Source organism: Paraburkholderia unamae (genome assembly GCF_003268775.1).
GTDB lineage: Bacteria > Pseudomonadota > Gammaproteobacteria > Burkholderiales > Burkholderiaceae > Paraburkholderia > Paraburkholderia unamae.
The window spans coordinates 244,646-267,879 of the sequence record NZ_QLSU01000006.1; the positions used below are offsets into that span (position 1 = coordinate 244,646).

At 65.2% G+C, this 23,234-nt stretch carries 23 protein-coding genes; 13 read left to right on the top strand and 10 right to left on the bottom strand.

All coding sequences use genetic code 11. The annotated features are described in order from the left end of the window. Positions 1-28: 28 nt before the first annotated feature. Genes C7401_RS12535 through C7401_RS12575 form a run of 9 tightly spaced genes read left to right on the top strand, consistent with a single transcriptional unit; the run spans position 29 to position 8,861 of the window. Positions 29-1,069, top strand: a complete 1,041-nt coding sequence (locus C7401_RS12535) for an aliphatic amidase (protein WP_112171696.1) — start codon at positions 29-31, stop codon at positions 1,067-1,069. Between the two features lie 6 nt (positions 1,070-1,075). After that, the gene (gene ureE / locus C7401_RS12540) at positions 1,076-1,609 is read left to right on the top strand and encodes an urease accessory protein UreE (RefSeq protein WP_112171697.1); all 534 of its coding nucleotides are present in this window, start codon (positions 1,076-1,078) and stop codon (positions 1,607-1,609) included. Beyond that, entirely contained in the window at positions 1,551-2,279 is a 729-nt protein-coding gene (locus tag C7401_RS12545; RefSeq protein WP_146757913.1) for an urease accessory protein UreF, read from the top strand. Before ureE ends, C7401_RS12545 begins: the two co-directional genes overlap by 59 nt. Positions 2,280-2,326: 47 nt before the next feature. Next, positions 2,327-3,025 carry an urease subunit beta gene (locus C7401_RS12550; protein ID WP_112171699.1) on the top strand — a complete coding sequence of 233 codons (699 nt, stop codon included), beginning with the start codon at positions 2,327-2,329 and terminating at the stop codon, positions 3,023-3,025. A gap of 9 nt (positions 3,026-3,034) precedes the next feature. Then, positions 3,035-4,738, top strand: a complete 1,704-nt coding sequence (ureC, locus tag C7401_RS12555) for an urease subunit alpha (protein ID WP_373864437.1) — start codon at positions 3,035-3,037, stop codon at positions 4,736-4,738. Between the two features lie 51 nt (positions 4,739-4,789). Continuing rightward, positions 4,790-5,455: an urease accessory protein UreG gene (ureG, locus tag C7401_RS12560; RefSeq protein WP_112171701.1), complete on the top strand. Its 666-nt coding sequence runs from the start codon at positions 4,790-4,792 to the stop codon at positions 5,453-5,455. Further along, positions 5,445-6,359 (top strand): urease accessory protein UreD, encoded by a 915-nt coding sequence (locus C7401_RS12565; protein ID WP_112171702.1) that lies wholly within the window; start codon positions 5,445-5,447, stop codon positions 6,357-6,359. Before ureG ends, C7401_RS12565 begins: the two co-directional genes overlap by 11 nt. Next, positions 6,356-7,186: a CbbQ/NirQ/NorQ/GpvN family protein gene (locus C7401_RS12570; RefSeq protein WP_112171703.1), complete on the top strand. Its 831-nt coding sequence runs from the start codon at positions 6,356-6,358 to the stop codon at positions 7,184-7,186. Before C7401_RS12565 ends, C7401_RS12570 begins: the two co-directional genes overlap by 4 nt. Before the next feature lies 1 nt (position 7,187). Beyond that, positions 7,188-8,861 carry a nitric oxide reductase activation protein NorD gene (locus C7401_RS12575; protein WP_112171704.1) on the top strand — a complete coding sequence of 558 codons (1,674 nt, stop codon included), beginning with the start codon at positions 7,188-7,190 and terminating at the stop codon, positions 8,859-8,861. On the opposite strand, the gene C7401_RS12580 is transcribed toward C7401_RS12575, so the two are convergent. From C7401_RS12580 to C7401_RS44355, 8 genes are all read right to left on the bottom strand, one after another. Continuing rightward, a complete protein-coding gene (locus tag C7401_RS12580) occupies positions 8,851-9,150 on the bottom strand; it encodes a hypothetical protein (protein ID WP_112171705.1) in 300 nt (99 codons plus the stop codon). The genes C7401_RS12575 and C7401_RS12580 overlap by 11 nt on opposite strands. Before the next feature lie 34 nt (positions 9,151-9,184). Then, complete coding sequence (locus tag C7401_RS12585; RefSeq protein WP_112171706.1) at positions 9,185-9,829, bottom strand: tetratricopeptide repeat protein; 645 nt, start codon at positions 9,827-9,829, stop codon at positions 9,185-9,187. Continuing rightward, positions 9,826-10,791 carry a hypothetical protein gene (locus C7401_RS12590; protein WP_112171707.1) on the bottom strand — a complete coding sequence of 322 codons (966 nt, stop codon included), beginning with the start codon at positions 10,789-10,791 and terminating at the stop codon, positions 9,826-9,828. The genes C7401_RS12585 and C7401_RS12590 overlap by 4 nt, the downstream gene beginning before the upstream one ends. 18 nt (positions 10,792-10,809) lie before the next feature. Further along, entirely contained in the window at positions 10,810-13,206 is a 2,397-nt protein-coding gene (locus tag C7401_RS12595) for a N,N-dimethylformamidase beta subunit family domain-containing protein (protein ID WP_112171708.1), read from the bottom strand. 98 nt (positions 13,207-13,304) lie between these two features. Then, the gene (locus tag C7401_RS12600; RefSeq protein WP_112171709.1) at positions 13,305-13,745 is read right to left on the bottom strand and encodes a N,N-dimethylformamidase alpha subunit family protein; all 441 of its coding nucleotides are present in this window, start codon (positions 13,743-13,745) and stop codon (positions 13,305-13,307) included. 389 nt (positions 13,746-14,134) lie between these two features. Further along, positions 14,135-14,734, bottom strand: coding sequence for an ANTAR domain-containing response regulator (locus C7401_RS12605; protein ID WP_112171710.1), 600 nt, complete (start codon positions 14,732-14,734; stop codon positions 14,135-14,137). After that, complete coding sequence (locus C7401_RS12610; protein ID WP_112171711.1) at positions 14,731-15,906, bottom strand: transporter substrate-binding domain-containing protein; 1,176 nt, start codon at positions 15,904-15,906, stop codon at positions 14,731-14,733. Before C7401_RS12610 ends, C7401_RS12605 begins: the two co-directional genes overlap by 4 nt. Next, on the bottom strand, positions 15,879-16,316 hold the full coding sequence (locus C7401_RS44355; RefSeq protein WP_133254520.1) for a hypothetical protein: 438 nt from the start codon (positions 16,314-16,316) through the stop codon (positions 15,879-15,881). The genes C7401_RS12610 and C7401_RS44355 overlap by 28 nt, the downstream gene beginning before the upstream one ends. On the opposite strand from C7401_RS44355, the gene urtA reads away from it, so the two are divergent. The 3 genes from urtA to C7401_RS12625 all read left to right on the top strand — a co-directional run bounded on the left by urtA (position 16,315) and on the right by C7401_RS12625 (position 20,101). Continuing rightward, positions 16,315-17,508: an urea ABC transporter substrate-binding protein gene (gene urtA, locus C7401_RS12615; protein WP_112171712.1), complete on the top strand. Its 1,194-nt coding sequence runs from the start codon at positions 16,315-16,317 to the stop codon at positions 17,506-17,508. The two genes, C7401_RS44355 and urtA, sit on opposite strands and share 2 nt — an antisense overlap. Before the next feature lie 74 nt (positions 17,509-17,582). Further along, a complete protein-coding gene (gene urtB, locus C7401_RS12620) occupies positions 17,583-18,485 on the top strand; it encodes an urea ABC transporter permease subunit UrtB (RefSeq protein ID WP_112171841.1) in 903 nt (300 codons plus the stop codon). Positions 18,486-18,547: 62 nt separating this feature from the next. Beyond that, the gene (locus C7401_RS12625) at positions 18,548-20,101 is read left to right on the top strand and encodes an amidase (protein WP_112171713.1); all 1,554 of its coding nucleotides are present in this window, start codon (positions 18,548-18,550) and stop codon (positions 20,099-20,101) included. An 80-nt stretch (positions 20,102-20,181) separates the two neighbouring features. Here the strand turns inward: C7401_RS12625 and C7401_RS12630 are convergent, their stop codons facing one another. Together C7401_RS12630 and C7401_RS12635 are read right to left on the bottom strand one after the other, a co-directional pair. Then, complete coding sequence (locus C7401_RS12630; RefSeq protein WP_112171714.1) at positions 20,182-20,829, bottom strand: glutathione S-transferase family protein; 648 nt, start codon at positions 20,827-20,829, stop codon at positions 20,182-20,184. A 94-nt stretch (positions 20,830-20,923) separates the two neighbouring features. Beyond that, a complete protein-coding gene (locus tag C7401_RS12635; protein WP_112171715.1) occupies positions 20,924-21,820 on the bottom strand; it encodes a LysR family transcriptional regulator in 897 nt (298 codons plus the stop codon). 98 nt (positions 21,821-21,918) lie between these two features. On the opposite strand from C7401_RS12635, the gene C7401_RS12640 reads away from it, so the two are divergent. After that, complete coding sequence (locus C7401_RS12640; protein WP_112171716.1) at positions 21,919-23,223, top strand: CitMHS family transporter; 1,305 nt, start codon at positions 21,919-21,921, stop codon at positions 23,221-23,223. Positions 23,224-23,234 lie beyond the last annotated feature (11 nt).

Genomic DNA, 23,234 nt, shown 5'->3' on the forward strand with positions numbered 1-23,234 from the left:
AGCCCTCCAGTCCATCCAGGAGTCAAGCATGCAGCATGGTGACATTTCGAGCAGTCTCGACACGGTCGGCGTTGCCGTCGTGAACTACAAGATGCCGCGTTTGCATACGCGCGCCGAGGTGCTCGCGAACGCGCGCAACATCGGCGAGATGGTCAAGGGCATGAAAACGGGCTTGCCGGGTCTCGATCTCGTCGTGTTTCCGGAGTACAGCACGCACGGCATCATGTACGACCAGCAGGAGATGTACGACACGGCCAGCGCGATCCCTGGTGAGGAAACCGAAATTTTCGCCGAGGCTTGCCGCAGCGCGAAAGTCTGGGGCGTGTTTTCGCTCACGGGCGAGCGGCACGAGGAGCACCCGCAGAAGGCGCCGTACAACACGCTGATCCTGATGAACGACAAGGGCGAGATCGTGCAGAAGTACCGCAAGATCATGCCGTGGGTGCCGATCGAAGGCTGGTATCCGGGCAACTGCACGTATGTCTCGGAAGGGCCGAAGGGGTTGAAGGTGAGCCTCATCATCTGCGACGACGGCAACTACCCGGAAATCTGGCGCGATTGTGCGATGAAGGGCGCGGAGCTGATCGTGCGCTGCCAGGGCTACATGTACCCGGCGAAAGAGCAGCAGATCACCATGGCCAAGTCGATGGCGTGGGTCAACAACGTCTATGTCGCGGTCGCGAACGCCGCGGGTTTCGACGGCGTCTACTCGTATTTCGGCCACTCGGCGCTGGTCGGCTTCGACGGCCGCACGCTCGGCGAATGCGGCACCGAGGAAATGGGCATCCAGTATGCGGCGCTCTCCAAGAGCCTGATTCGCGACGCGCGCAAGAACATGCAGTCGGAAAACCATCTGTACAAGCTGCTGCATCGCGGCTACACGGGCAAGATCAACTCGCGCGAAGACGCGAACGGCGTTGCCGAATGTCCGTTCGAGTTCTACTCGAAGTGGGTCACGGACCCCGAAGGCACGCGCAAGATGGTCGAGGCGCTCACGCGAAGCACGCCCGGCACGGAGGAATGCCCGATTCCCGGCATTCCGAATCCCGCCGATCTCGCCCACCGGTGAGCGCCGATGATCACTTACACGTCGATCATCGGCAGCGCATCGGAGCCGCGCATCGCCGAGCGGCTGCATGCGCTCGAACATCGCGGCAAGGTCGACACGCTCACGCTGAGCGGCGACGACATCCGCCGCCGCCGGCTGCGCGCGAGCAGCGACGCGGGCATTGAGTGCGGAATCGCGCTGGACCGGCAGGCGCAGCTTTTCGACGGCGCGGTGCTGCACCTCGACGGCGACGCGGCACTGGTCGTGCGCACGGCGCGCACGCCATGGCTGTGCATGACGGCGCGCGACGCGGCGGCGGCGCTCGAACTCGGCTATTTCGCGGGCAACATGCATTGGGCCGTGCGCTTCGACGGCGCGCTGCTCGCCATCGCCGTCAAAGGCCGCGTCGAGGACTATCGCGCGCGGCTCGCCCCGTTGCTGGAGTCGGGCCGTATCCGCGAGGTCGAAGCGCCGGAAGCGAACCACGGACATCACGCGCCTCTTGCCCCTCACGCTCACGACCACCATCACGCACACGACCACGACCACGTTCATGGCTGACGCGATGGGATGGCTCGCCGGCCTGCAACAGGCGGACAGTTTCTTTCCGGGCGGTTCGATGGCGTTTTCCTGGGGCCTCGAAGCGCTGCAACATGCCGGCTACGTGAAGGACGCGGACTCGCTTGCCGTGTTCGTCGAGGCGCAGGCGCTGGAGCGCTGGGCGTCGCTCGATCAGGGCATCGTGTGCGCGGCGTGGCGTGCGGAATCGTTCGATGCGTGGTGCGAGGTCGACGCGACGGCGGAAGCCGTGACGCTCGCCGCGCCGATGCGCGAGGGCGCGCGGCGCCTGGGCCGCACGCTCGCCGACGTGCATGCGCGGCTCGGCTTGCCTGTCGCCGCGCAGATTCGCGCGGCGATAGGCGAAGGCCGCACGCCGGGGCATTTGCCCGCCGTGCAGGGCGCGATCTGGCGCGTGCTCGGCATCGGCGAGGATCACGCGCGCGCGATCTCGGCGCACACGGCCTGCACGGGCGCGGTGAGTTCGGCGGTGCGGCTTGGCATCGTCGGGCACCTCGACGCGCAGCGCGTGCTGAGCGGCCTGCGCCCGCAACTGGCCGCCGTGCTCGACGCTCCCGCGCCATCGCTCGACGCCCTGTGGTCCAACACCTTCGCCGCCGACATTGCCACGATGCGCTGGCAGCGTCACGACGCGCGGCTCTTCGCCAACTGACCCCAACTGACCCCGACGGACCCCAACGGACCCATACGGATGCGCGAATGCTTCTGACACCGACCGAATACGAGCGCCTGACGCTCTACACCGCCGCGGAACTCGCGCGGCGTCACCGCAACAAGGGGCTCAAACTGAATCATCCCGAAGCCGTCGCGATCATCGCCGACGACATTCTCGAAGGCGCGCGCGAAGGGCGCAGCGTCGCGGACCTGATCGCGTGGGGCTCGACGCTGCTCACCGAGGATGACGTGCTGCCGGGCGTGGCCGAACTGCTGCCGGTGCTTCAGGTGGAAGGCTCGTTCCCCGACGGCACCAAGCTCGTGACCGTGCATCAGCCGATCCGCCCCGGCGTCGCGCCGCGTCCCGCCGACGCGGTGGTGCCCGGCGAACTGGTCGCCGCGCAAGGCGATATCGAACTGAACGCGGGCCGCGCGAAGGTCGTGCTGAGCGCGATGAACACGGGCGACCGGCCGATCCAGATCGGCAGCCATTTTCACTTCTTCGAAGTGAACCGCGCGCTGCGCTTCGATCGCGCGGCGGCGTGGGGCATGCGCCTCGACATTCCGGCCGGCACGGCCGTGCGGTTCGAGCCGGGCGACAGCAAGGAGGTGACGCTCGTGGCGATCGCGGGCACCCGCGAGATTTATGGGCTAAACGGTTTGACGGACGGCGCGCTCGACGAGCCGGGACGGCGCGAAGCCGCGCTCGCCCGCGCCGCCGCACACGGTTTTCAGGGAGCCTGAATGGTCACGATGACACGCAAGGCCTACGCCGAGATGTTCGGCCCGACCACGGGCGACGCGATCCGGCTGGGCGACACGTCGCTGTTCGCGCAGATCGAGCACGACTACGCGGTGCCCGGCGAAGAATGCCTGCACGGCGGCGGCAAGACGTTGCGCGACGGCATGGGCCTGAAAGCCGGCCACGACAGCGCGGACGGCGCGCCCGACATGCTGCTGTGCAACGCCACGGTGATCGACCCCGTGCTCGGCGTCGTGAAGGGCGACATCGGCATCAAGGACGGGCGCATCGTCGCCATCGGCAAGGCGGGCAATCCGCAGGTCATGGACGGCGTGCATCCGAAGCTCGTGTGCGGCGTCTCCACCACGGTCAGGGACGCGGAAGGGCTGATCGCAACGCCGGGCGGGATCGACGTGCATGTGCATTTCGATTCGGCCCAGCTATGCGAGCACGCGCTCGCCTCGGGCCTCACGACGCTCATTGGCGGGTCGCTCGGGCCGATCACCGTCGGCATCGATTGCGGCGGCTCGTGGAACGTGGGCCGCATGATGCAGGCATCGGAACACTGGCCGCTGAACTTCGGCTTTCTCGGCCGCGGCAATTCGAGCAAGCCCGGCTCGCTGATCGACCAGTTGCGTGGCGGCTGTCTCGGCTTGAAGATCCACGAGGACTGGGGCGCGATGCCCGCTGTGATCGACACGTGCCTGAGCGTGGCCGATCAATACGACTTCCAGGTGCAACTCCATACCGACACGCTCAACGAATCGGGCTTTCTCGAAGACACCGTTGCGGCGATGAAGGACCGCACGATCCACATGTATCACACGGAAGGCGCGGGCGGCGGCCACGCACCCGACATCATCGCGGTCGCGGGGCGGCTGAACTGTCTGCCCTCGTCGACCAACCCGACCAATCCGTACACCGTGAATACGTTCGACGAGCATCTCGACATGATCATGGTGTGCCATCACCTGAATCCCGCCGTGCCCGAAGACGTCGCGTTCGCGGAGTCGCGCGTGCGCGCGCAGACCATCTCGGCGGAAGACATCCTGCACGATCTGGGCGCGATCTCGATGCTCGGCTCCGATAGCCAGGGCATGGGGCGTATCAACGAAGTGATCTGCCGAACGTGGCAGCTTGCCTCGAAGATGAAGGACCAGCGCGGACGGCTCGACAGCGAACGCACGACGCTCGGCGACAACGAGCGCATCAAGCGCTACATCGCGAAGTACACGATCAACGCGGCGCGCACGTTCGGCATTGCCGATACGATCGGCTCGCTCGAAGACGGCAAGCTCGCCGATATCGTGCTGTGGCGGCCGGCGTTTTTCGGCATCAAGCCGGAAGTGGTCATCAAGGGCGGTTTTATCGCGTGGGGCGCGATGGGCGACTCCGCCGCGTCGCTGATGACCTGCGAGCCGATCGCGATGCGTCCGCAATGGGGCGCCTTCGGGCGTGCGCCTGCGGCGCTTTCGGTGAACTTCGTGAACCAGCTTGCGATAGAAGCGGACGCGGCGCGGCGGCTCGGGCTCGCGCGGCAACTGGTCGGCGCGCGCGGCACGCGCAACCTGAGCAAGCGCGACATGCTGCACAACGACGCCTGTCCGAACATCACCGTGAATCCGCAGACATTCGAAGTCTTTATCGACGGCCAGGTGCTGCGTTGCGACCCGGCGCGCGAGGTGCCGCTGTCGCGGCGCTACATGATGCGCTGATCGAGTCGCCCATCGTCCGAAAACCATTGAATTGAACGGAAGAGATTCGCCATGCACGCTCTCACGACGTTTCCCGATTTTTCCGCAGCGCCGCTCGCGACGTTGCCGCGCGCCGCGCGCGTCGGCATAGGCGGCCCGGTCGGCTCGGGCAAGACGCGCCTGCTCGAACGGTTGATTCCGCGCTTCGCCGCACGCGGGATCGAGCTCGCCGTCATCACCAACGACCTCGTGACGCGCGAGGACGCCGAACGCGTGCGGCGCAGCGGCCTGATCGATCCGGCGCGCGTGCTGGCCGTCGAAACGGGCGCCTGCCCGCATACGGCGATCCGCGAAGACCCGACGTTGAACCTTCAGGCCGCCGACGAACTCGACGCGCAGATCGACGGCCTGCAACTGGTGCTGATCGAATCGGGCGGCGACAATCTCGCGTCGTCGTTTTCGCTCGATCTGGTCGATTACTGGATCTTCGTGATCGACGTCGCAGCCGGCGACGACATCCCGCGCAAGCGCGGGCTCGGCGTGCTGTCGTGCGATCTGCTGGTGATCAACAAGTTCGATCTCGCGCCCCATGTGGGCGTGGATCTGGACCGGATGGTGCGCGAGGCGCATGAGGTGCGCAACGGGCGCGCCGTTGCGTTGACGAACTGCGCGACGGGTGACGGCGTGGATGCCGTCGTGAACGCGATCATGGCGGACGTGCTGTTCGATGCGCATTGACGCCATGCCGCTGCCGCCGCAATCCGGCGTGAACGAGCCGCAACTCGATCTGTGCTTCACGCGCGGGCCCTCCGGCGCGGTGTATCTGTCGCGCCAGCGGGCCGGCTATCCGTTTCACGTCGGGCGCATGCTCGACGCGGCGTCGGGCGGGCGCGTGATCGTGCAATCGACCTCGGGCGGCCTGTTCGAGGGCGAGGACGTGGCGCAGCATGTCGTCGCGACGCAGGGCGCGCAGGCGCGCGTGGAAACGGCGGCGGCGACCATCGTGCATTCGATGACGCACGGCATGGCGCGCTCGCGCGTGCGCCTGGAGGCGATGCCCGGCGCGCAGCTCGAATGGCTGCCGCAGCCCTCGATTCTCTTTCCTGGTGCCCGCCTCGTGAGTCACATCGACGCCGTGTTGCATCCGGGCGCGCGCATGCTGTTGATGGACAGCTACATGAGCCACGATCCTTCGGGCGGCGCGCAACCCTTCGGCGTGCTCGAAGCGTCGATCGACGTGCGCAGCGCAGCGGGGCGGCTGCTCGCGCGCGACGCCTTTCGGCTTGCCGGGTCGGCCTCGCGGCCTTCCGGCGCGGTCTTGCGCCCGCTGGGCGGCGTGCGTGCGCCGTTCGCGGTGCATGGCGGACTCATGGTGCTCACGCTCGACGCGCACGAAGCCACAGCCGCGTTGCATGCGCTCGAAACGCTTGCGCGCCACACGTGCTATGCGGGCGCGAGTCTGTTGCCGAACGGCTGCGGCGCGTTCATGCGTTTGCTCGCCGTGGATGGCCAGACGATGCGCGCCGCGATGCAGCAGGCAGTGGAGGCTGTTCGCGAACGCATGTTGGAAGCGCTAACTTCGACACAAGGCGCGGGAAATGCGCCCATTCCCCACATCGCCCGCGACAAGGAACGCGCATGACGAGGCCACACGCCACCGACCACGCTTTGCCGATCGACGCCTGGCGTCTCGCCCAGGCGCCCTGGTACCGCCCGTCGGGCGACGAGGCCGACTGTTTCGCGGCGGCCTGCGCGGCGCGCCTGCCGATCCTGCTGAAGGGGCCGACGGGCTGCGGCAAGACGCGCCTCGTCGAACACATGGCATGGACGCTCGGGCGTCCGCTCGTGACGATCGCCTGTCATGAGGACATGACGGCGGGCGACCTGATCGGCCGCTATCTGCTCGACGGCAACGGCACCTACTGGCAGGACGGCCCGCTCACGATGGCGGTGCGGCACGGCGCGATCTGTTACCTCGACGAAGTGGTCGAGGCGCGCAACGATACGACCGTCGCGATCCATCCGTTGACGGATGCACGCCGCTTCCTGCCGATTGACAAGCATAACGAAGTGATTGCCGCGCACCCGGATTTCCTGCTCGTGATGTCGTTCAATCCACAGTATCAGCACCGGTCGAAGGATCTGAAAACCTCGACGCGACAGCGCTTCGTCGCGCTCGACATGGGCTGGCCCGATGCGCAGGCGGAAGCGCAGATCGTCGCGCACGAATCGGGCGCCGACGCGGCGCTCGCGCGGCAACTGGTCGAACTCGGCGCACGCACGCGCACGCTCGCGGCGGCCGCGTTGCAGGAGGGCGCATCGACGCGTCTGCTGATCTACACGGCGACGCTGATCGCGGGCGGCATGGATGCGCGCACCGCATGCCGTGTCGCGGTGATCCAGCCGCTCTCGGACGACGCGGACCTGTGCGCCGCGCTGAGCGCCGTGGTCGACAGCCTGTTCGCCTGAGATGACGGCCGCGCGAACCTTCGACGCCGCCGCGCGAGCGCTCGCGCTGTATCTGGAAGCCGGATGGCAAGTGAGCCCGAAGCTGTTGCCGCTCGCGGTGCCGGACGACGATGCATGGTCTAACGCGCGCACGGCCGTGACGGAAGGTGCGCTGCTGCTTCCCGAAGCCGCGCGTGTCGAATCGTCCGGCGATGCTTCGCGCTTTTATCTTGCATGCGCAGCGCACGCAGCCGCGCATCTGACATGGTCCACGCAGCCGTTCGAGCGCGGCAAGCTCACGCCGTTGCAGATCGCGCTGGTTGGCACGATCGAGGATGCACGCGTGGAACGTCTCGCGATGCGGCGCTTTCCCGGCTTGCGCCGCTGGTGGCGGCCGTATCACACGACAGGCCCGGACAGCGCGCGCACCGCGAGCGCGCTCATCGCCCGCCTCGCGCGGGCGCTGTTCGACCCCGAGTACAGCGATAGTGATGGATGGGTCGGCAAAGGGCGACGCCTTTTCGAGGAGGCGTTTGCGAGGACGAACGGCGCGGATGCGTCGATCTCCCGGCACATCGGCAATCTGCTTGGCAACGACCTTGGGCAGATGCGCGTGCAGTTCAATGCGAAGACCTACGCGCAGGAAGCGGCGTATCGCGACGACAACGTATTTCTGTGGGTGGCCGAGCCGCAGCCCGTTGCGCCTGCGCCTGCCGATGCGAACGACGCCCGCAGCGTGTCGGCGGACGCGGTTCCATCCGGCAGCGGCGGCGAAATGCGCGAGGACGAACCGGAGCCGACGCAAGCGGGCGCGGTAGCGGTTTCGGTCGCCCGGTATCGCGAATGGGACTACCTGATACGCCGCTACCGCAACGACTGGTGCCGCGTCGAAACCTTGCGCCCGGCAGCGGGCCACGGCGCGTTCGCCGCGTCGCACGCGAGCGCGTTGCAGGAGCAACGGATGCGGGGATCGTTGCGCGCCGCGCGCCGACGCATGCGTGCCGGGACAACACGCGCCCATGAAGGCGACGCCATTGACCTCGACGCGTGCATTGCCGCGCGCGTCGAAGCGCGGCGCGGTTTGCAACCGGATCTGAAGCCCTTTTTCGTGGCGAACTGGCGCGCGCGACCGCATCCGGTTGCGGTGCTGCTGGATCTTTCGGCATCCTCAGGGTTCAGCGGAACGATGAATGGCGCACTCGCCCTGGGTCGCGTGCTCGGCCGCGCACTGGGTGCCGACGCCTGGCCTTTCGCCATGTACGGTTTTCACTCCGATGGCCGGCAGCGCGTGCGCTTTCACGTCTTCAAGCCCTTCGACGAACCCTGGAGCGAATCGACCGAAGCCGCGCTGCGCGCCGCGCAACCGGGCTTGTCGACGCGTTTCGGCGCCGCGCTGCGCCATCTCGCGACGCAGCTCGCACCCGAAATGCACGACGACATGCGCGCCAGCGTCATCGTGGTGTCGGACGGCGAACCGTTCGACGTCGACAGCTTCGATCCTCGCTATTTGCGCGAAGACATGCGCTGCGCGTTGCGCGAACTCGCGGCGCAGCGTATCGATTGTGTGTGCCTGTCGCTCGATCCGGCGTCGATTGGCGTGGCGGCGGAGATGTTCGGCCGCACGCGCGCCGCCGTGGTCGGCGGCGAAGACGGCGCGGCCGACGCACTGCGCCGCGTGCTTGCCTTCACGAGCTAGCGCGCGTGCGGTAGAGGATCACGAAGCGCGCCGGCCCGTCGCCCGCAGGCAAGGGCGCGCGCGTGAGGCGATAGCGCGACGTCATGAAATCGACCACGGTTGCGGCGGCGGCGGCGGACTGAGCGGGCTTCCACATCCAGATGTCGTCGCGCCGGTCGATCGCGCAGGCGTTGAAGAGGGCGCGCTCGGGGTCGCTCGTCACGCCGATCACCCACTCTTCCATGCGCGCGCCGAACTCCTTGATATAGCTGAAGCATTCGAACTTGATCTGTTGCACGCTGTAGTTCATGACGTTCTCTCTTGCGATGGAATTGCGCGCCCGCTCAGGCCGCTGCGGGCGTCGCGCGCGAGCGCCATTGATCGAACAGACTCGCCCCCGCGCGCTTTTCTTCGGCGGACATATCGCCAAGCACGTTTTCCAGCGCGTTCAGCGCATTGCCGACGCCATGCTGGGCCGCAAGCGAAAGCCACACGAACGCCTGCACGCGGTCGCGCTCCACGCCGCGCGCGCTCGCGTAGCAGAAGCCAAGCCGCGCCTGTGAAGGGTAGTGTCCCTGTTCCGCCGCACGCCGCAGCCAGCGCGCGGCGGCCGCGTCGTCCTGCGCCACGCCGCGGCCTTTCGCATGGAGATTCGCGAGATTGGCCTGCGCAAAGGGATCGCCGTTTTCGGCCGCGCGCTGTATCCAGAGCACGCCTTGCGCCTCGTCGTGCGCGACGCCGGGCGACGAGATGAGCATTGCGCCGAGATTCGCTTGCGCGAGTGCGTGGCCTTGTTGGGCGGCCTTTTCGTACCATTCGAGCGCGCGCGACGTATCGGCCTGGGTGCCTTCGCCGTTTGCATGGAGGGCGGCGAGCCAGGCCTGCGCGTTGGCGTCGCCTGCCTCGGCGAGCACGGAAAAGGCTGCAAACGCGGCCTCGAACTGGCCTTTCGAATAGCAGTCCACGGCGTGGTCGAGTTCGTTGTTCATAGTCTCTGTGAGTAGGATGACGAAGCCGCTTGCGGCGCGAAGTGCGCGATGCGCGCCGCAAGCGTGGTTTCGAACCATTGAACGGCATCGGAATGCATGTTGGCATCTGCATCGGCAATCGCCGCGCGCCGTTGCAGCAAGTCTTGCCAATGCGCGAGCGAATGCGCGCCGTATGTGCTGATGCGGCACAGTACGCTTTGCAGCGCGGTGGGTTGCAGCACCACGAAGCAACGGCTTGTGCTCGTGCGGATGTCGAGCAGGTTCGGATAACGCCACGTAACGGTCAGCGTCTCGTCCGCGTGTCCAGCGTGTCCTATGCGATCACGACTTTCGAACACGGCTTGCACGTTGTTCGCCTCGCCTCGCTGAACGCCGGCTGCAATACGCTGGCCTGCATGCTTCCAGTTCACGTCGAGTTCGAGCCAGGCATGCTCGCGCCGTATGCCTGGCGGCGGGTCCGCGAGCGACGGCGCGAACGCGTTGGCGGCCGGATCGAGATGGACGAAGATCAGCGGACTGTCGCGCGCCACGCGCACGCCGAGCAGTCGCTCGGGCCGCAGCCCGAGATACTGGTACATGCCCTCGGAAGGCGCGCCCGTTTCCGTCGCCTCCAGCGGTGCACTGTCGCGGCTGTAGCCACACGACGTAAACGAGCACGACGTCTTCGCGCCTTGCCTGCATTGCAGCGGCACGACCCGGCAGCCGCCGTGCTGCGCCAGATTGAAACGGCCGGCCAGGCGCCCGCCCGGCATCCGCTGCACATGCACCGCATGATCGCCCGCCGTGAACGGCAACAGGTCGCCCTCGCGACGAAGATCGTCGATCACGCCGATGCAGATCCACTCGCGCGTCCACAGCACGTCGTCTTCCGTTTTGGCGAAGGCGAGCGTGCGGTAGGCGTCGGCTCCGAGTACGGACGCGCTCGCGCCGTGCGCGAGGGGACTTTCGACGATGGCATTCATCGCGTGGGCTCCCTTGCGTCAGGCGGTCGTGACGACGGACGGCGACTCGTAATCCGCGCGCCCGCGATGCTTGTGCGCGCTGGAAGGCGCGGCGGGCAGCGGGCCGTCCGCGGCGAAGCGGTCGAGCACGTTCTTCGTGAGGCGCGAGATGTTGTTATCGCAGTCATTCCACGGCAGCGAACCGCAATAGGCGATCGAGCTGAACGCGAAACATCCACCGCCGTTCGGCGTTTCGTGGAACGTGATGTCGGCGCGCACGCGCGGGTGTACCGTGCCGTCAAGCCCTTGCTGATTGAAGCCGAAATCCTCCATCACGAGCAGATACGCTTCCGTGTGCCGTCCCGCCGAGGTCGCCACGGTCAGGATATGCGGCGGCGAACCCAGCATGGTGTCGACGATATCGAGTTCGAGGCCCGCCGCGCCGCCGCCCACGAGCCCGAAGTTGCCGAGCTTCTCGTCGTAGTCGATGCCTTCGAACGCCCACGCGACGCGCTCGTCGAGACTTTCCGGCGTGCGCGAAAAGTAGGTGGAAATATCGAAGCCTTCCGACGACATGCCCGTACCCGCCACCGAATGCAGATAGCGCCCGCGAAAGCGCCACATGCCGCCCAGTTCGCCCGTTCCCTGGTGATAGTACTCGCCGGGATCGGCGCGCCACGTGCGAATGCCCGATTCGCAGCGGCGCATTTCGGTGATGACGCCGCGGCCCACGTCGTCATACGCGGGATGATACGAATGGACCCAGTACCAGCCGTCCGCGCCCATATACATGATGCGTCCGCCGCGCTGCGTGTAGTCGTGCAGCGCGTCGAGCTGCGCACCGGAATTGTGCTCGGGGTGCGAGCCCGTGATGATCACGTTGTAGTCTTCGAGCCGTGCGAGGCCGTCGTAGGTGAGGTCCTCGTCGGTGAACACGTCGTACTCGTAGCCGAGCGTTTCGAGCCAGCAGATCAGATGCAGGTCGGCGGGATATTGCCACGGCGCCTGCGCGAGGAAGTGATCGTATTTGGGCCGGATGCTGAGAATGGGGCGCAGCCGCGACGACAGGCAGATGCCGCTGCCGTCCGTGTGCGTGTCGTAGATCGAGCCGGCGTATTCGCGATGCTCCGCGAGAAACATGTTCTGCTGCTGCATGATGGGCACGCGGTAGACGAACAGTTCCGCGCCGCCCGCGTTGCACGCGACGTGTTCGTTCGCATAGGCCATGTAGCTGATGGTCGGCACCATGACCGCGATCTTCGACTTCTTCGCGTCGAGTTTCGGCACGATCCAGAACGGGATATAGTCCTCGTCGCCTTCGGCGGTCGTGAGCTTGGCCGCGTAGAAGCGGCTCTTGATATCGTCCGGCACGGTCCATTCGAAGCTCACGTCCCAACGCGCATTGTCGAGATCGTCGTCGTGAAAGTGGATCGCGCCATATTCGCCTTGCGCGTGCTTCCAGTCGAAATTGCGGCCCGCCCAGTTGAAGCCCGTCATCGCGCGAGTCGGGCAATTCACGAGCTTCGCGTCGAATTTGTAGGGGCCGTGGTCGCGGCACACGATCGTGTCGATGCCGTCCGAGAAGTCCCACGCGGCCACGATGCTTTCGGATAGCGGCCCGGTCGGTCCCGAATGGCGGCGCTCGCTCAAACCGGGCTGCACGCCGGCCTTCATCGTTTCGATCTCGAAGCGCGAGAGCGCGCGATTGCACAGACGCGGGCTGTCAATCTTGCCGTTGTAGTGACCGCCGATCAACACGCCTTGCGGCAGCGACGAACGGCCGAGCGGGCCGGGCTCCAGACCCTTGACGTAGCCCGCGATCACGAGCGGCGCGTCGTCGTGCTCGACGGGGCCCGCGTATTGCGCTTCCACGGGGGCGATCGCGGGGTCGAGCGCATAGACGATCTGCGGTTCGTGATACAGCGTGACGGCGCCCGTTTTCGCGTCGTAGGTCGCCGCGAGAAAGTGCCAGGCGTGATCGCGCAGGCGCACGCCCGTGGTGAACGTTCGGTCGTTGATGCGCAGTTCCGCGCAGCCGTCGGCGTTGATGAACAGGCCATAACCCTTGCCTGCGGACCATTTGGTGACGAGCCCCTGTTCGCCGTGCTTCCAGTAGCGTGCGTCGGTGCGCGGCGTGGTGGGCCAGATCCAGCATTGGAGCGTGAAGCTTTGCACGCGCAATTGCGGGGCGTCGTCGACATAGCCGTACGAGCCGCCGTAGACGGCTTGCGCGCGGCCGTCGTAGGTCGCTTCGCAATCGGCTTCGACGGGCTTTTCGATAAAGCCGGGGCCGCGCGGGTTGGTGTCGCCGTTGATCATCTGCACGATCGACGCGTGATACTGCGAAGGGCCGTCACAGTTGACATAGAACCGGATCGTTTCGCCGGGATGAACGCTGAATCGGTCCGCGTACCCGGTGAGTCGCATTGCACACATGGGGAGTTGCTCCTGCCATCAAGCCGCGCAGTGACGCGGCGGTCGTCGGGATTGCATGCGCCAGGCGGCGCACGAAGGAAGGGAAGGCCTCGCGTGGTTCAGGTGACGGGCCAGTTATCGTCGCGGCGTTTGTAGCCTTCGGTGTAATGCTCGGGCATGCCGTCGGTCTCCGACATTTCGTCCAGACGCATCAGAAAGATGGCGTGCTGGATATCCTGTTCGCTGGTGTAAACGTCGTCGGTGGCGAACACGGGCGGCACGCCGCGAATGCCCGAGAGGCGGCCGATGCGCCACGTTTCATCGACCTTCGTGCAGATCACGACGAGCTTGCCTTTGGGCGAAGCGCCGCGCATGCGCAGCAGCACGCGGCGCAGATCGTGGTGTTCGTGCGTGCCGCCCGTTACCACGGTCGTGTCGCCGGGCGTTTCGCACTTGAGGACGGAAAAGCCCGCGACACCATGCATCGAGTCAGTACATTCCTTGTGCAGCGCGATCAGCCGTTCGCGCTCGGGCGTACCTTTTTTGGGGATCGGAATCATGAAATGAACCTCATCACGAGTTGGACAATGTGCTCGCGCTACAGTCGAAAAAAAAGCCCGGCATCCCAGCGTGTGCTGGCATGTCGGGCTTTTTGGCCTTGGGCGGCGAGCAACGTCTTTGTCGCTCGCCGCTATCGAATCGGTTTCGGTTGCGCGCCTGAAGCAGGTGAGCCGTTCAGGCGGAACGCGAAAATGACTGAAGCGACGGTTTAAATGCAACAAGCGTGCCTGTGAACGCGATTCGAGTGGCGACGGCTTGTGTGGACTGTGTTTGCAGGTAATTCGGATAACTGGACAACGTTATGTGACGCTCGAAAAGCAAAAAAAGCGCGCACTGGCTGTGTGCCCGTTCGCGCATCGACGGTGCGCGGCGCACAGCCTGTGGGCGCTCAATGTCGCAACGCGCCCACTCTGACGACTTCGCTCGCCACGGTTTCGATCAGCGCCTGGTCGTCGCGCGCGCGCGAGCAGAGCACGCGATAGGCCTCGTCGTCGGACAACTGGCGCGTCTTCATGATGATCGACTTCGCCAGTTCAATGGTGCGCTGACGCGAGGCCTTGTCTTCGGCGCGCTGAATGAACGTCTGCAACGACTTGCGCTTCTTGTGCTGCGCCATTGTCAACGCAATGGCGGTCAGTACGCCGGAGGAACGAACGGGCGACGGTATGAAGCCGAACGCGTTCAACTGCATGACGGCTTCGATCACCACCGGGTTCTCGTAAGTGATGACGGGAACGATGGGCGGCGCGTTCGCGTCGTCGAGCCACGCGTGATGCGTCGCCATCGTCTGCGGTGTGACGGCCATGACGACCAGATCGGTTTCGTCGAGCGCGGCGTCGAGTTCGGGCCAGCAGACCCGAACCTTGCAGCCGATCCGCTTCAAATGCCCGAGCAGTTCCTCGCGGTCCTGGTCGTCCGGATGCAGCACGGCAATGCGCAGCGACCGGATCGCCTGAAGCGATTCGGGTGTTGGCGGCTTGCGCGTCATGACCAGCCCCCGGCGGCGATTCCGTAGCCGGGGCCGGTGCTCGCGCCGTCCGCCGGCGTGTGGGCAATCACGAAAGGATCGGCGCGCACGCGTTCCGGCGACGCGCTCACGATATCGAACTGGCCCGTGCGATCGGTACGCCCGATGCGCGTGTGCAGCCACGTGTGGTGATTCTCGTCGTCGATGCGCACACGGCCCTGCGGCGCGTCGTATTCCATGCCGGGGATCGCGCGCAGCAGGGCGACGGGATTGTCGCTATTCGTCTTGCGCATCGCATTGGCCAGCACATGCATCTGGAAATACGCGGCTTCCCAGCACATGTTCGTAACGACGTCGCCGCCCATGAAGCGTGCGTAGTTGGCGATGCACGCGCGATTGGCGGGTGAATCGATCGACTGGAAATAGGAGGCCGAAGCAAAATGCCCTTCGCCGAGATGCGCGCCCATGGCCGCAATCTCGGCTTCCGAGGTGGTGACGCTGGCAATCGGCGTGCGGCTGGGGTCGAGGCCGCTGCGCGCGAAGCTGCGATACAGGCGCTCGACACCCACGCCCACCACCGTCGAAAACACGAAGTCGGGCGCGAGCGCGGCAATGCGCGCGGCAATCGCGCGATAGTGCTCCTCGGGCGCATCGAGCGGGACGTAGGTTTCCTCGACCGTTTCGCCGCCGCGCTCGAAAACGAAATCCTTCATGATGCGATTGGTCTCGTACGGATAAATATAATCCGAGCCGATCATGAATACGCGCGAGCCGAAGTTTTCGAGCATGTAATCGGCGAGCGGCACGCAGGTCTGATTCGGCAGCGTGCCCGTGCAAAACACATTGCGGCTGTATTCGAAGCCTTCGTAAAGCGTGGGATAGAAAAGCAGCGCGTTGTGACGCTCGACCACCGGAATCACCAGCTTGCGCCCGCTCGACATATAGCAGCCGACGATTAAACGCACGCCCTGCTCGACAATGAGTTCTTCCGCCATTGCCGCATAGTTGGCCGCAACAGAACCGGGGTCGCGCACATACAGCTGAATCTCGCGGCCGTTCACGCCGCCTGCCCGGTTGATTTCATCCGCGGCAAAAAGCGTGGCGCTTTGCTGCGACGATTCGATGAGGCCGGTCACGCCGCTCGTCGAATACAACACACCGATTTTCACGGGTTCATGCTTCGCTGAAGCCATATTGATTTCCCTGTTACGCCGATGCGTTCTTCGAAGCGCCATCCACCAGACTTGTGCATGCCACGCGCATGTCGCACAGCCAGCGTGCATGTCTGCTGCAAGTTGGCGTGTCGATCGAATGCGCGCAACGCAGCGGGCGAGGCTTCGAAAGCCGGTTGCATCGACGTTGACTCAACATATAAGGCGATGCCGGAAGTGTCGGGGCCGACAGCCGCACCGTATGGCATGGACCTTGCTCGTTCTCGTTCGTGATCAGCAGCAGTGCGCCAGTCCTGCACGACGATCATAGTGAATTCCGCCGCGTCTGACAAAGGTGTCATATACGGCGAAAGGCCAAAAAGCCCGCCAGTCAAGCCTTGCTTGGCTGCGGGCTTTTTTTTGTCCAAAAACTTTATAGATAAAGCCACCATGAAGAATTCTCGTCGCGACTTTCTGAAACAGGCAGTTGCCGCAACAGCCGCCACCGCGCTGCCGGGTTCGATGTTGCTGGGCTCGAATTCGGCGCAGGCCGCGGAACCCATCAAGGTTGGCATTCTGCATTCGCTCACGGGCACGCTGGCGATTGCGGAAGCACATGTCGTGGACGCGGAGAAACTGGCGATCGAAGAAATCAACGCGTCGGGCGGCATTATGGGCCGCCAGATCACGCCGATCGTCGAAGACGGCGCAAGCGACTGGCCGACGTTCGCCGAAAAGGCGCAAAAGCTCGTGGAAAGCGACAAGGTCGCGGCGGTATTCGGCTGCTATACGTCGGCGTCGCGCAAGGCAGTGCTGCCCGTGTTCGAGCGTTATAACGGACTGCTTTACTATCCGACGTACTACGAAGGTCTGGAGATGTCGAAGAACATCATGTACACCGGACAGGAAGCGACACAGCAAACCATTCCCGCGGTCAACTGGCTCGCGAAGAACAAAGGCAAGAAGTTCTATCTGATCGGCTCCGACTATATCTGGCCGCGCACCACGAACCGTATCGCCAAGGCCGCGATTGCGAAGGCGGGCGGCACCGTGCTCGGTGAAGATTATTTCCCGCTCGGCGCAACGGAATTCTCATCGGTCATCAACAAGATCAAGGCGGCCAAGCCCGATGTCATCCTGTCGACCATCGTCGGCGGCTCGAACGTCGCCTTCTACAAGCAGTTGAACTCGCTCGGCATTACCGGCAAGAATCAGCCGATCATGGCGCTGGCCGTGACCGAGGAAGAGGCGATCGGTATCGGCAAGGACAATCTGGTCGGCGTGTATTCGTGCATGGGCTATTTCCAGAGTGTGAAGAACCCGCAGAACGACAAGTTCGTCAAGGCGTTCAAGGCGAAATACGGACAGGACCGCGTGCTCGGCGACACGCTCGAAGCGGCTTATACGGCGGTGTATCTGTGGAAGCTAGGCGTGGAGAAAGCGCAGAGCACGGACGTGCCGAAGGTGGTTGCGGCGTCGTCGGGGCTCGCGTGGGGCGCGCCTGAAGGCGACGTGCATTTCCACGTGAGCAATCACCACTTGTGGAAGCACTCGCGTATCGGCGCGTTCCGGCCGGACGGGCAGGTGGACATCGTCTACGAATCGCCGCTGGTCGAGCCGAATCCGTTCCCGAAGCTCGGCTAAGCGCGCGGGACTCGCTGCAAGGCGGGGGCCGCGTGCACGCTGCACCCGCGACAACATTCAACAAGGTCGCGATCATGTCTCTCGATGTGTTCCTCGTACAGGTATTCAACGGCCTGTCGCTCTTTACCGTGCTGGCGTTGATGGCAGTCGGGCTGGCTATCGTGTTCGGCCTGATGGGCGTAATCAACATGGCGCACGGCGAGTTGATGGCGCTGGGCGCGTATATGACGTATCTGACGTCGCTCGTGTTTCAGAAGCTGTTTCCTTCGCTGATGGGCGCGTATTTGCTCGTCGGCATTCTGGTGGCCTTCGTGGTGACGGCGGCCGTGGGTTTCGTGCTCGAACGCGTGCTGATCCGCCGGCTCTATCACCGGCCGCTCGATACGATGCTCGCCACATGGGGCCTGTCGCTCGTGCTTCAGCAGGTGTACCGGCAGGTTTTCGGGCCGATCGACGTGAGCGTGCCCACGGTGTCCTGGCTGCGCGGCGCCTGGAACGTCACGCCCAATATCGCCTTGCCGCTCAGCCGCATCTTCATTCTGTTTCTCACGCTGGTCGTGGCGCTCGCCGTTTATCTGTTCCTGTTTCGCAGCCGCTGGGGCCTGCGTATCCGCTCGGTCATGCAGAACCGCGCGATGGCGGGCGCGGCGGGCATCGACACCGAGCGTGTCGACGCCGTCACGTTCGCCGTGGGATGCGGACTGGCGGGCATCGCGGGCAGCGCATTGACGATGCTGGCTTCGACGGGGCCGGTGACAGGCCAGCAATACATCGTCGATACCTTCATCGTCGTGGTGTTCGGCGGCATCGAAAGTTTGCTCGGCACCTTTCTTTCCGCGTTTGCGATCGGCCAGCTTCAGTCGATGTTCGAACTGCTGCTCAGCGGTTCGATGGCGAAGGCGAGCATTCTTTTGCTGGTGATCGTGGCGCTGTATTTCCGTCCGCAAGGGTTGTTCGCGCTGAAGGTGCGGCGCTGATGCAGGCCTGATGTGCAACGCCGCTGGATCGACCGTACCCGTACACGTGGGAGAGTTTCGACATGAGTGAACCGCAGGCAGTGACGCAGCAAATGGATTTCGATCTGGACAATCTGACCATCGCGAGCGTGCAGGAAGGTTTCGCGCAAGGGCGCTTCACGGCGGAGTCGCTGGCCGCCGCGTGCTTCGACAGAATTGCGTCGTACAACGAATCGTATAACGCGCTGGTGTTCCTCAACCACGCCGCGCTCGACGACGCGCGCGAGATCGACCGCCGCCGCGCGGCCGGCGAAGTGCTCGGGCCGTTGGCGGGCGTGCCCGTCGTGATCAAGGACCCGATGGACATGGTGGGCTTCCCGACCACGGCGGGCTGGTCGCTGCTCTACAGCAAGACGGGCGGCGTCGATCTGATGCCCGCAACCGATTCGCCCGTCGTCGCGCGAATGCGCGCGGCGGGCGCGGTGATGCTCGGCAAGACCAACGTGCCCGTGCTCAGCCACACCGGCTCGCACGCGAACGATAGCTGGGCGGGGCCGACGCTCAACGTGACGATGCCCGACCGCGTGCCGGGCGGCAGCAGCGCGGGAACGGCATCGGCCGTCGCCGCGGCGATGGCGGTGCTCGGACTCGCGGAAGAAACCGGCGGCTCGATCCAGAACCCGGCGTCGGCGCAGGATCTCGTCGGCATCAAGCCGACCATCGGGCTCGTGCCGAACGCGGGCGTCGTGCCCTTGTCGGGCAATCGCGACGTGGTGGGCCCCATCGCGCGCAACGTGCGCGACGCGGCGCTGTGTCTCGATGTGCTCGCCGGGTATTCGCCGGAGGACCCCAAGACGCTCGCGGGCGTCGGCAAGACGCCGCAGGGGGGCTACGCGGCGAATCTGCGCGGCGATGCCCTGAAGGGCATGCGGATCGGCCTGTATGGCCCGGGGTGGCGCACGCAGCCGCTTTCGGAGGAGGCGTCGCAACTCTACGCGCGCGTGCAGCGGGAATTGCTGGAAGCGGGCGCGATTCTCGTAGACGATCCGTTCGCGGGCTCGGGTTTCGCGGACCTGCGCGAGCCGACCGCGCCGCTCGCGAATTTCGATGCGCGGGGGCTGGAGTCGATTCCCTACGATGTCGAGCAGTATTTGCGCCGTCTGGGTCCGAACGCGGCGCTCAAGACATTCGCCGACTTCGCGAAGGCGACGGAATCGCAGGATGCCTTCGGGCCGAATGGCGTGCTGAGCTTCATGCACAGCCTGCCGCAGTTCGCGGCTGCGCTGGCCAATCCCTCGATGCCGCCCGACATTTCGGAATTCATCGAACTCAAGGCCAAGTATCTGCGCATTTTCGATGCCGTCATGACGGAATACGCACTCGACGCGCTGGTGTTTCCGCAGATGCGCTGCGAGCTACCGGCGCTGCACGGCAAGGAGACGATCCAGGAGACCACGGTGGGCGAGATCAATATCGCGGGCCTGCCCGGTGTCACGGTGCCGGCGGGATACTATGCATCGGGCTCGCCGTTCGGCGTGATTTTCGTGGGACGGCAGTGGGATGAGGCCGCGTTGATCGGGTTCGCGTACGCGTACGAACAGGCGACACATCATCGCAAAGCGCCTGCGTTGATCTGAGCGGCGCCTCGTTGCGGGAGACCGGAAGCCGTGCCGAACGCGCAACGGCTCGCCGGTCTCGATCGAGTTTCACGAGACGCTCAAGGGCTCGCGTTCTGCCACTCCGTCAATCCTTCGCGCGTGTTGAGTTCCATGAATGACGGCGTGGCGCGCAGCCGCTCCACATAGCGCGCAAGATTCGGCCACGACGTAGCGGGGCGCGGCATATTGCGGGTCCAGCGCATGAGCATGAGGGCGAGGAAGTCGGCGGTGCTCAGGCGATCGCCGACCAGATACGGACGTCCGTCGCCAAGCGTCTTGTCCAGGCGCTCCATCGACGCTTCGATCTGCCGGCGCGCAAACTCCTTGATTGCCGTAGCGTCTGCCGGTTCACCGTCGGTCGCGGCGTAGAACCAGCTCCGCATGGCCGGCAACAGCGCGTTGGCCAGATAGATCATGGTCTCGAACCACTCCGGGCGTTCGGCGGCATTCGGCAGCGGGGCAAGCCCGGACTCGGGATGCCGTTCCGCAAGCAGCATGAGCAATGCCGTCGATTCGCCGCGCGGCGTGCCGTCGATCACGAGTGTCGGCACGCGACCGGTGGGATTCAGGCGCAAGTATTCGGGCGCGTGCTGTGCGCCGGCGTCGATGTCGACGAGCCGCGTTTCGAAGGGCACGCCCAGTTCCAGGAGCATCCAGTGCACCGCCATGCTTGCCGCACCGGGGCTGTAATAGAGAATGTAGGACATGATGGGGTTCCGGTATCAGGTTGCGCTGCCAGTCATACGCCCGCCATGTTAGCAACGAAGGGCGCGCGGCGGCGCGGCGAGCGGCATCGCCAACTCACGCGGCCGTCTTGCCGCCCAGATCGATCGCACCGACAAAGTCCTCGGTCACGCGCGGCAGCGTCCGGCCGCGCTTCTTCACGAGCGCAATCGGGCGCACGAACGCCGGATCGTCGATCGCCCGCGTGACGAGCCCGCGCTCGGCATGCACTTCGCGCGCGGATTCGGGCAGCACCGAGATCCCCAGGCCGCCGCGCACCATCGCCACCGCCGTCATCATGTACATCGGCTCGCACGCGATATCGGGCGTGCAGCGCGCGTTCGACAACGCGGCGTCCACGACCGCGCGCACGCTGGTGCCCGGCGCGGTCAGCACGAGCGGCATCGCGGCGAAGTCGTCGACCGTCACGGTGCGCTTGCGGGCAAGCGGGTGCGTTTTCGGGCACACGATCACGAGCCGGTCCTCGCCCGTTTGCAGGACGTCGAGCGTCGCATCGACGCTATGGCCGCCCGTCAGGCCGATATCCACTTCCTCATTGCGCACGAGCGCGTTGACGGCGCTCGCAACGACGTCGCGAATCTGAAACCTCGCCTGCGGCACGCGCTTGCGAAACGCCTGAATGAGTTCGGGCAGCGCGCTGGCCGCGAAGGTCGGCAGGCACGCGAGGCGCACCGTGCCGCTCGAACCGTCGCCGAGTGCGCGCGCGTCGCGCAGGGCCTGCTCCATATCGCTTAACGAGCGCGTGAGGATAGGCAGCAATTCGCGGCCCGTTTGCGTGAGCGCCACGCTGCGGCTGTTGCGATCGAACAGGCGCGCCCCGACCGTTTCCTCCAGGCGGCGAATCTGCACCGTGAGCGCGGGTTGCGACACATGCAGCCGCGCCGCCGCGCGCGTGAAATTGCCCGCCTGCGCCACGGTCACGAAAGCCCGAATATCGCGAAGATTGAGATCCATAACAAAGAGTGATAGCTGCAATCAAATCATTTCAATTGTGTTATTGCAGCGCCGAACTTACGCTGATCGGCACTAAAAGACAAGACTGGAGACACACCATGCTGGCTTTGCTGGGGCTCGTGACGATCGGGGTGCTGCTGGCCGCGATTCTTTCGAAGCGCATGTCGCCGCTCGTCGCGCTCATCATCGTGCCGATCGTCGCGTCGCTGATCGGCGGCTTCGGGCTGCAAACGAGCAAGTTCGTCATCGACGGATTGAAGAGTCTCGCGCCCGTCGTCGGCATGTTCGTGTTTGCGATCCTGTATTTCGGCACGATCACGGACGCGGGCACGCTCGATCCGATCATCGACCGCATCCTGCGCACGGTCGGCACCAAACCCACGCGCATCGTCATGGGCACGACGCTGCTCGCGCTGCTCATTCACCTCGACGGCTCGGGCGCCGTGTGCTTTCTCGTCACGATTCCCGCCATGCTGCCGCTCTACGAGCGCCTGAACATGGACAAGCGCGTGCTGGCCGCGGCCGTTTCAATGGCGGCCGGCATCAACTTCCTGCCGTGGACGGGGCCGATGATCCGCGCTTCGGCGTCGCTGCATCTGCCGATTTCGGCGCTGTTCAATCCGCTGATTCCGGTGCAGATCGTCGGCCTCGTGTTTGTGTTCGGCATGGCGTGGTGGCTCGGTCGGCGCGAGGAAAAGCGCCTCGGCTATTCGTCGGCGAGCGGCGCCGTCCCGCTGCCCAGGCGCGAGTTGACGCCCGAGGAACAGGCGCTGCGCCGCCCGAAGCACTTCTGGTTCAATATCGTGCTGACGATCGTCGTGCTCGGCACCATGGTCGCCATGGGCGAGAAGATTCCGCCCGCGATCATGTTCATGGTGGGCTTGTGCATTGCGCTGATGGTGAATTACCCGAACGTGGACATGCAGCGCAAGCGCGTGGACGCGCATGCGCGCGCCGCGCTGATGATGGCCGGTATCCTGCTCGCAGCGGGCGTGTTCACCGGCGTCATGCAGGGCAGCGGCATGCTCAAGGCGATGGCGCAGGCGGCGGTTGGCTTCGTGCCGCCCGCGTTCGCGGGGCACATTCCCGTCGTGCTCGGCATGCTGTCCATGCCGCTCTCGATGCTTTTCGACCCCGATTCGTTTTATTTCGGCGTGCTGCCTGTGATTGCCGAAGTGGCGTCGCAGCTCGGCGTGCCGGCGGTGCACATCGGCCAGGCCGCGCTGCTTGGCCAGATGACCACCGGCTTTCCCGTGAGCCCGCTCACGCCCGCGACCTTTCTTGTCGTCGGCCTGTGCGGAATCGATCTCGCGGATCATCAGAAGTTTACGTTTCCGCTGCTGTTTGGCGCCTCGATCGTCATGACGATCGCATGCGTCGTGCTGGGCGTGTTTCCGCTGTAAAGAGGAGTTGT

Excerpts from the sequence above, each read along its gene's own strand:
- C7401_RS12535 (WP_112171696.1), top strand. The coding sequence starts at position 29 with ATGCAGCATGGTGACATTTCGAGCAGTCTCGACACGGTCGGCGTTGCC.
- ureE (WP_112171697.1), top strand. The coding sequence starts at position 1,076 with ATGATCACTTACACGTCGATCATCGGCAGCGCATCGGAGCCGCGCATC.
- C7401_RS12550 (WP_112171699.1), top strand. The coding sequence starts at position 2,327 with ATGCTTCTGACACCGACCGAATACGAGCGCCTGACGCTCTACACCGCC.
- ureC (WP_373864437.1), top strand. The coding sequence starts at position 3,035 with ATGACACGCAAGGCCTACGCCGAGATGTTCGGCCCGACCACGGGCGAC.
- ureG (WP_112171701.1), top strand. The coding sequence starts at position 4,790 with ATGCACGCTCTCACGACGTTTCCCGATTTTTCCGCAGCGCCGCTCGCG.
- C7401_RS12565 (WP_112171702.1), top strand. The coding sequence starts at position 5,445 with ATGCGCATTGACGCCATGCCGCTGCCGCCGCAATCCGGCGTGAACGAG.
- C7401_RS12570 (WP_112171703.1), top strand. The coding sequence starts at position 6,356 with ATGACGAGGCCACACGCCACCGACCACGCTTTGCCGATCGACGCCTGG.
- C7401_RS12575 (WP_112171704.1), top strand. The coding sequence starts at position 7,188 with ATGACGGCCGCGCGAACCTTCGACGCCGCCGCGCGAGCGCTCGCGCTG.
- C7401_RS12580 (WP_112171705.1), bottom strand. The coding sequence starts at position 9,150 with ATGAACTACAGCGTGCAACAGATCAAGTTCGAATGCTTCAGCTATATC.
- C7401_RS12585 (WP_112171706.1), bottom strand. The coding sequence starts at position 9,829 with ATGAACAACGAACTCGACCACGCCGTGGACTGCTATTCGAAAGGCCAG.
- C7401_RS12590 (WP_112171707.1), bottom strand. The coding sequence starts at position 10,791 with ATGAATGCCATCGTCGAAAGTCCCCTCGCGCACGGCGCGAGCGCGTCC.
- C7401_RS12595 (WP_112171708.1), bottom strand. The coding sequence starts at position 13,206 with ATGTGTGCAATGCGACTCACCGGGTACGCGGACCGATTCAGCGTTCAT.
- C7401_RS12600 (WP_112171709.1), bottom strand. The coding sequence starts at position 13,745 with ATGATTCCGATCCCCAAAAAAGGTACGCCCGAGCGCGAACGGCTGATC.
- C7401_RS12605 (WP_112171710.1), bottom strand. The coding sequence starts at position 14,734 with ATGACGCGCAAGCCGCCAACACCCGAATCGCTTCAGGCGATCCGGTCG.
- C7401_RS12610 (WP_112171711.1), bottom strand. The coding sequence starts at position 15,906 with ATGGCTTCAGCGAAGCATGAACCCGTGAAAATCGGTGTGTTGTATTCG.
- urtA (WP_112171712.1), top strand. The coding sequence starts at position 16,315 with ATGAAGAATTCTCGTCGCGACTTTCTGAAACAGGCAGTTGCCGCAACA.
- C7401_RS44355 (WP_133254520.1), bottom strand. The coding sequence starts at position 16,316 with ATGGTGGCTTTATCTATAAAGTTTTTGGACAAAAAAAAGCCCGCAGCC.
- urtB (WP_112171841.1), top strand. The coding sequence starts at position 17,583 with ATGTCTCTCGATGTGTTCCTCGTACAGGTATTCAACGGCCTGTCGCTC.
- C7401_RS12625 (WP_112171713.1), top strand. The coding sequence starts at position 18,548 with ATGAGTGAACCGCAGGCAGTGACGCAGCAAATGGATTTCGATCTGGAC.
- C7401_RS12630 (WP_112171714.1), bottom strand. The coding sequence starts at position 20,829 with ATGTCCTACATTCTCTATTACAGCCCCGGTGCGGCAAGCATGGCGGTG.
- C7401_RS12635 (WP_112171715.1), bottom strand. The coding sequence starts at position 21,820 with ATGGATCTCAATCTTCGCGATATTCGGGCTTTCGTGACCGTGGCGCAG.
- C7401_RS12640 (WP_112171716.1), top strand. The coding sequence starts at position 21,919 with ATGCTGGCTTTGCTGGGGCTCGTGACGATCGGGGTGCTGCTGGCCGCG.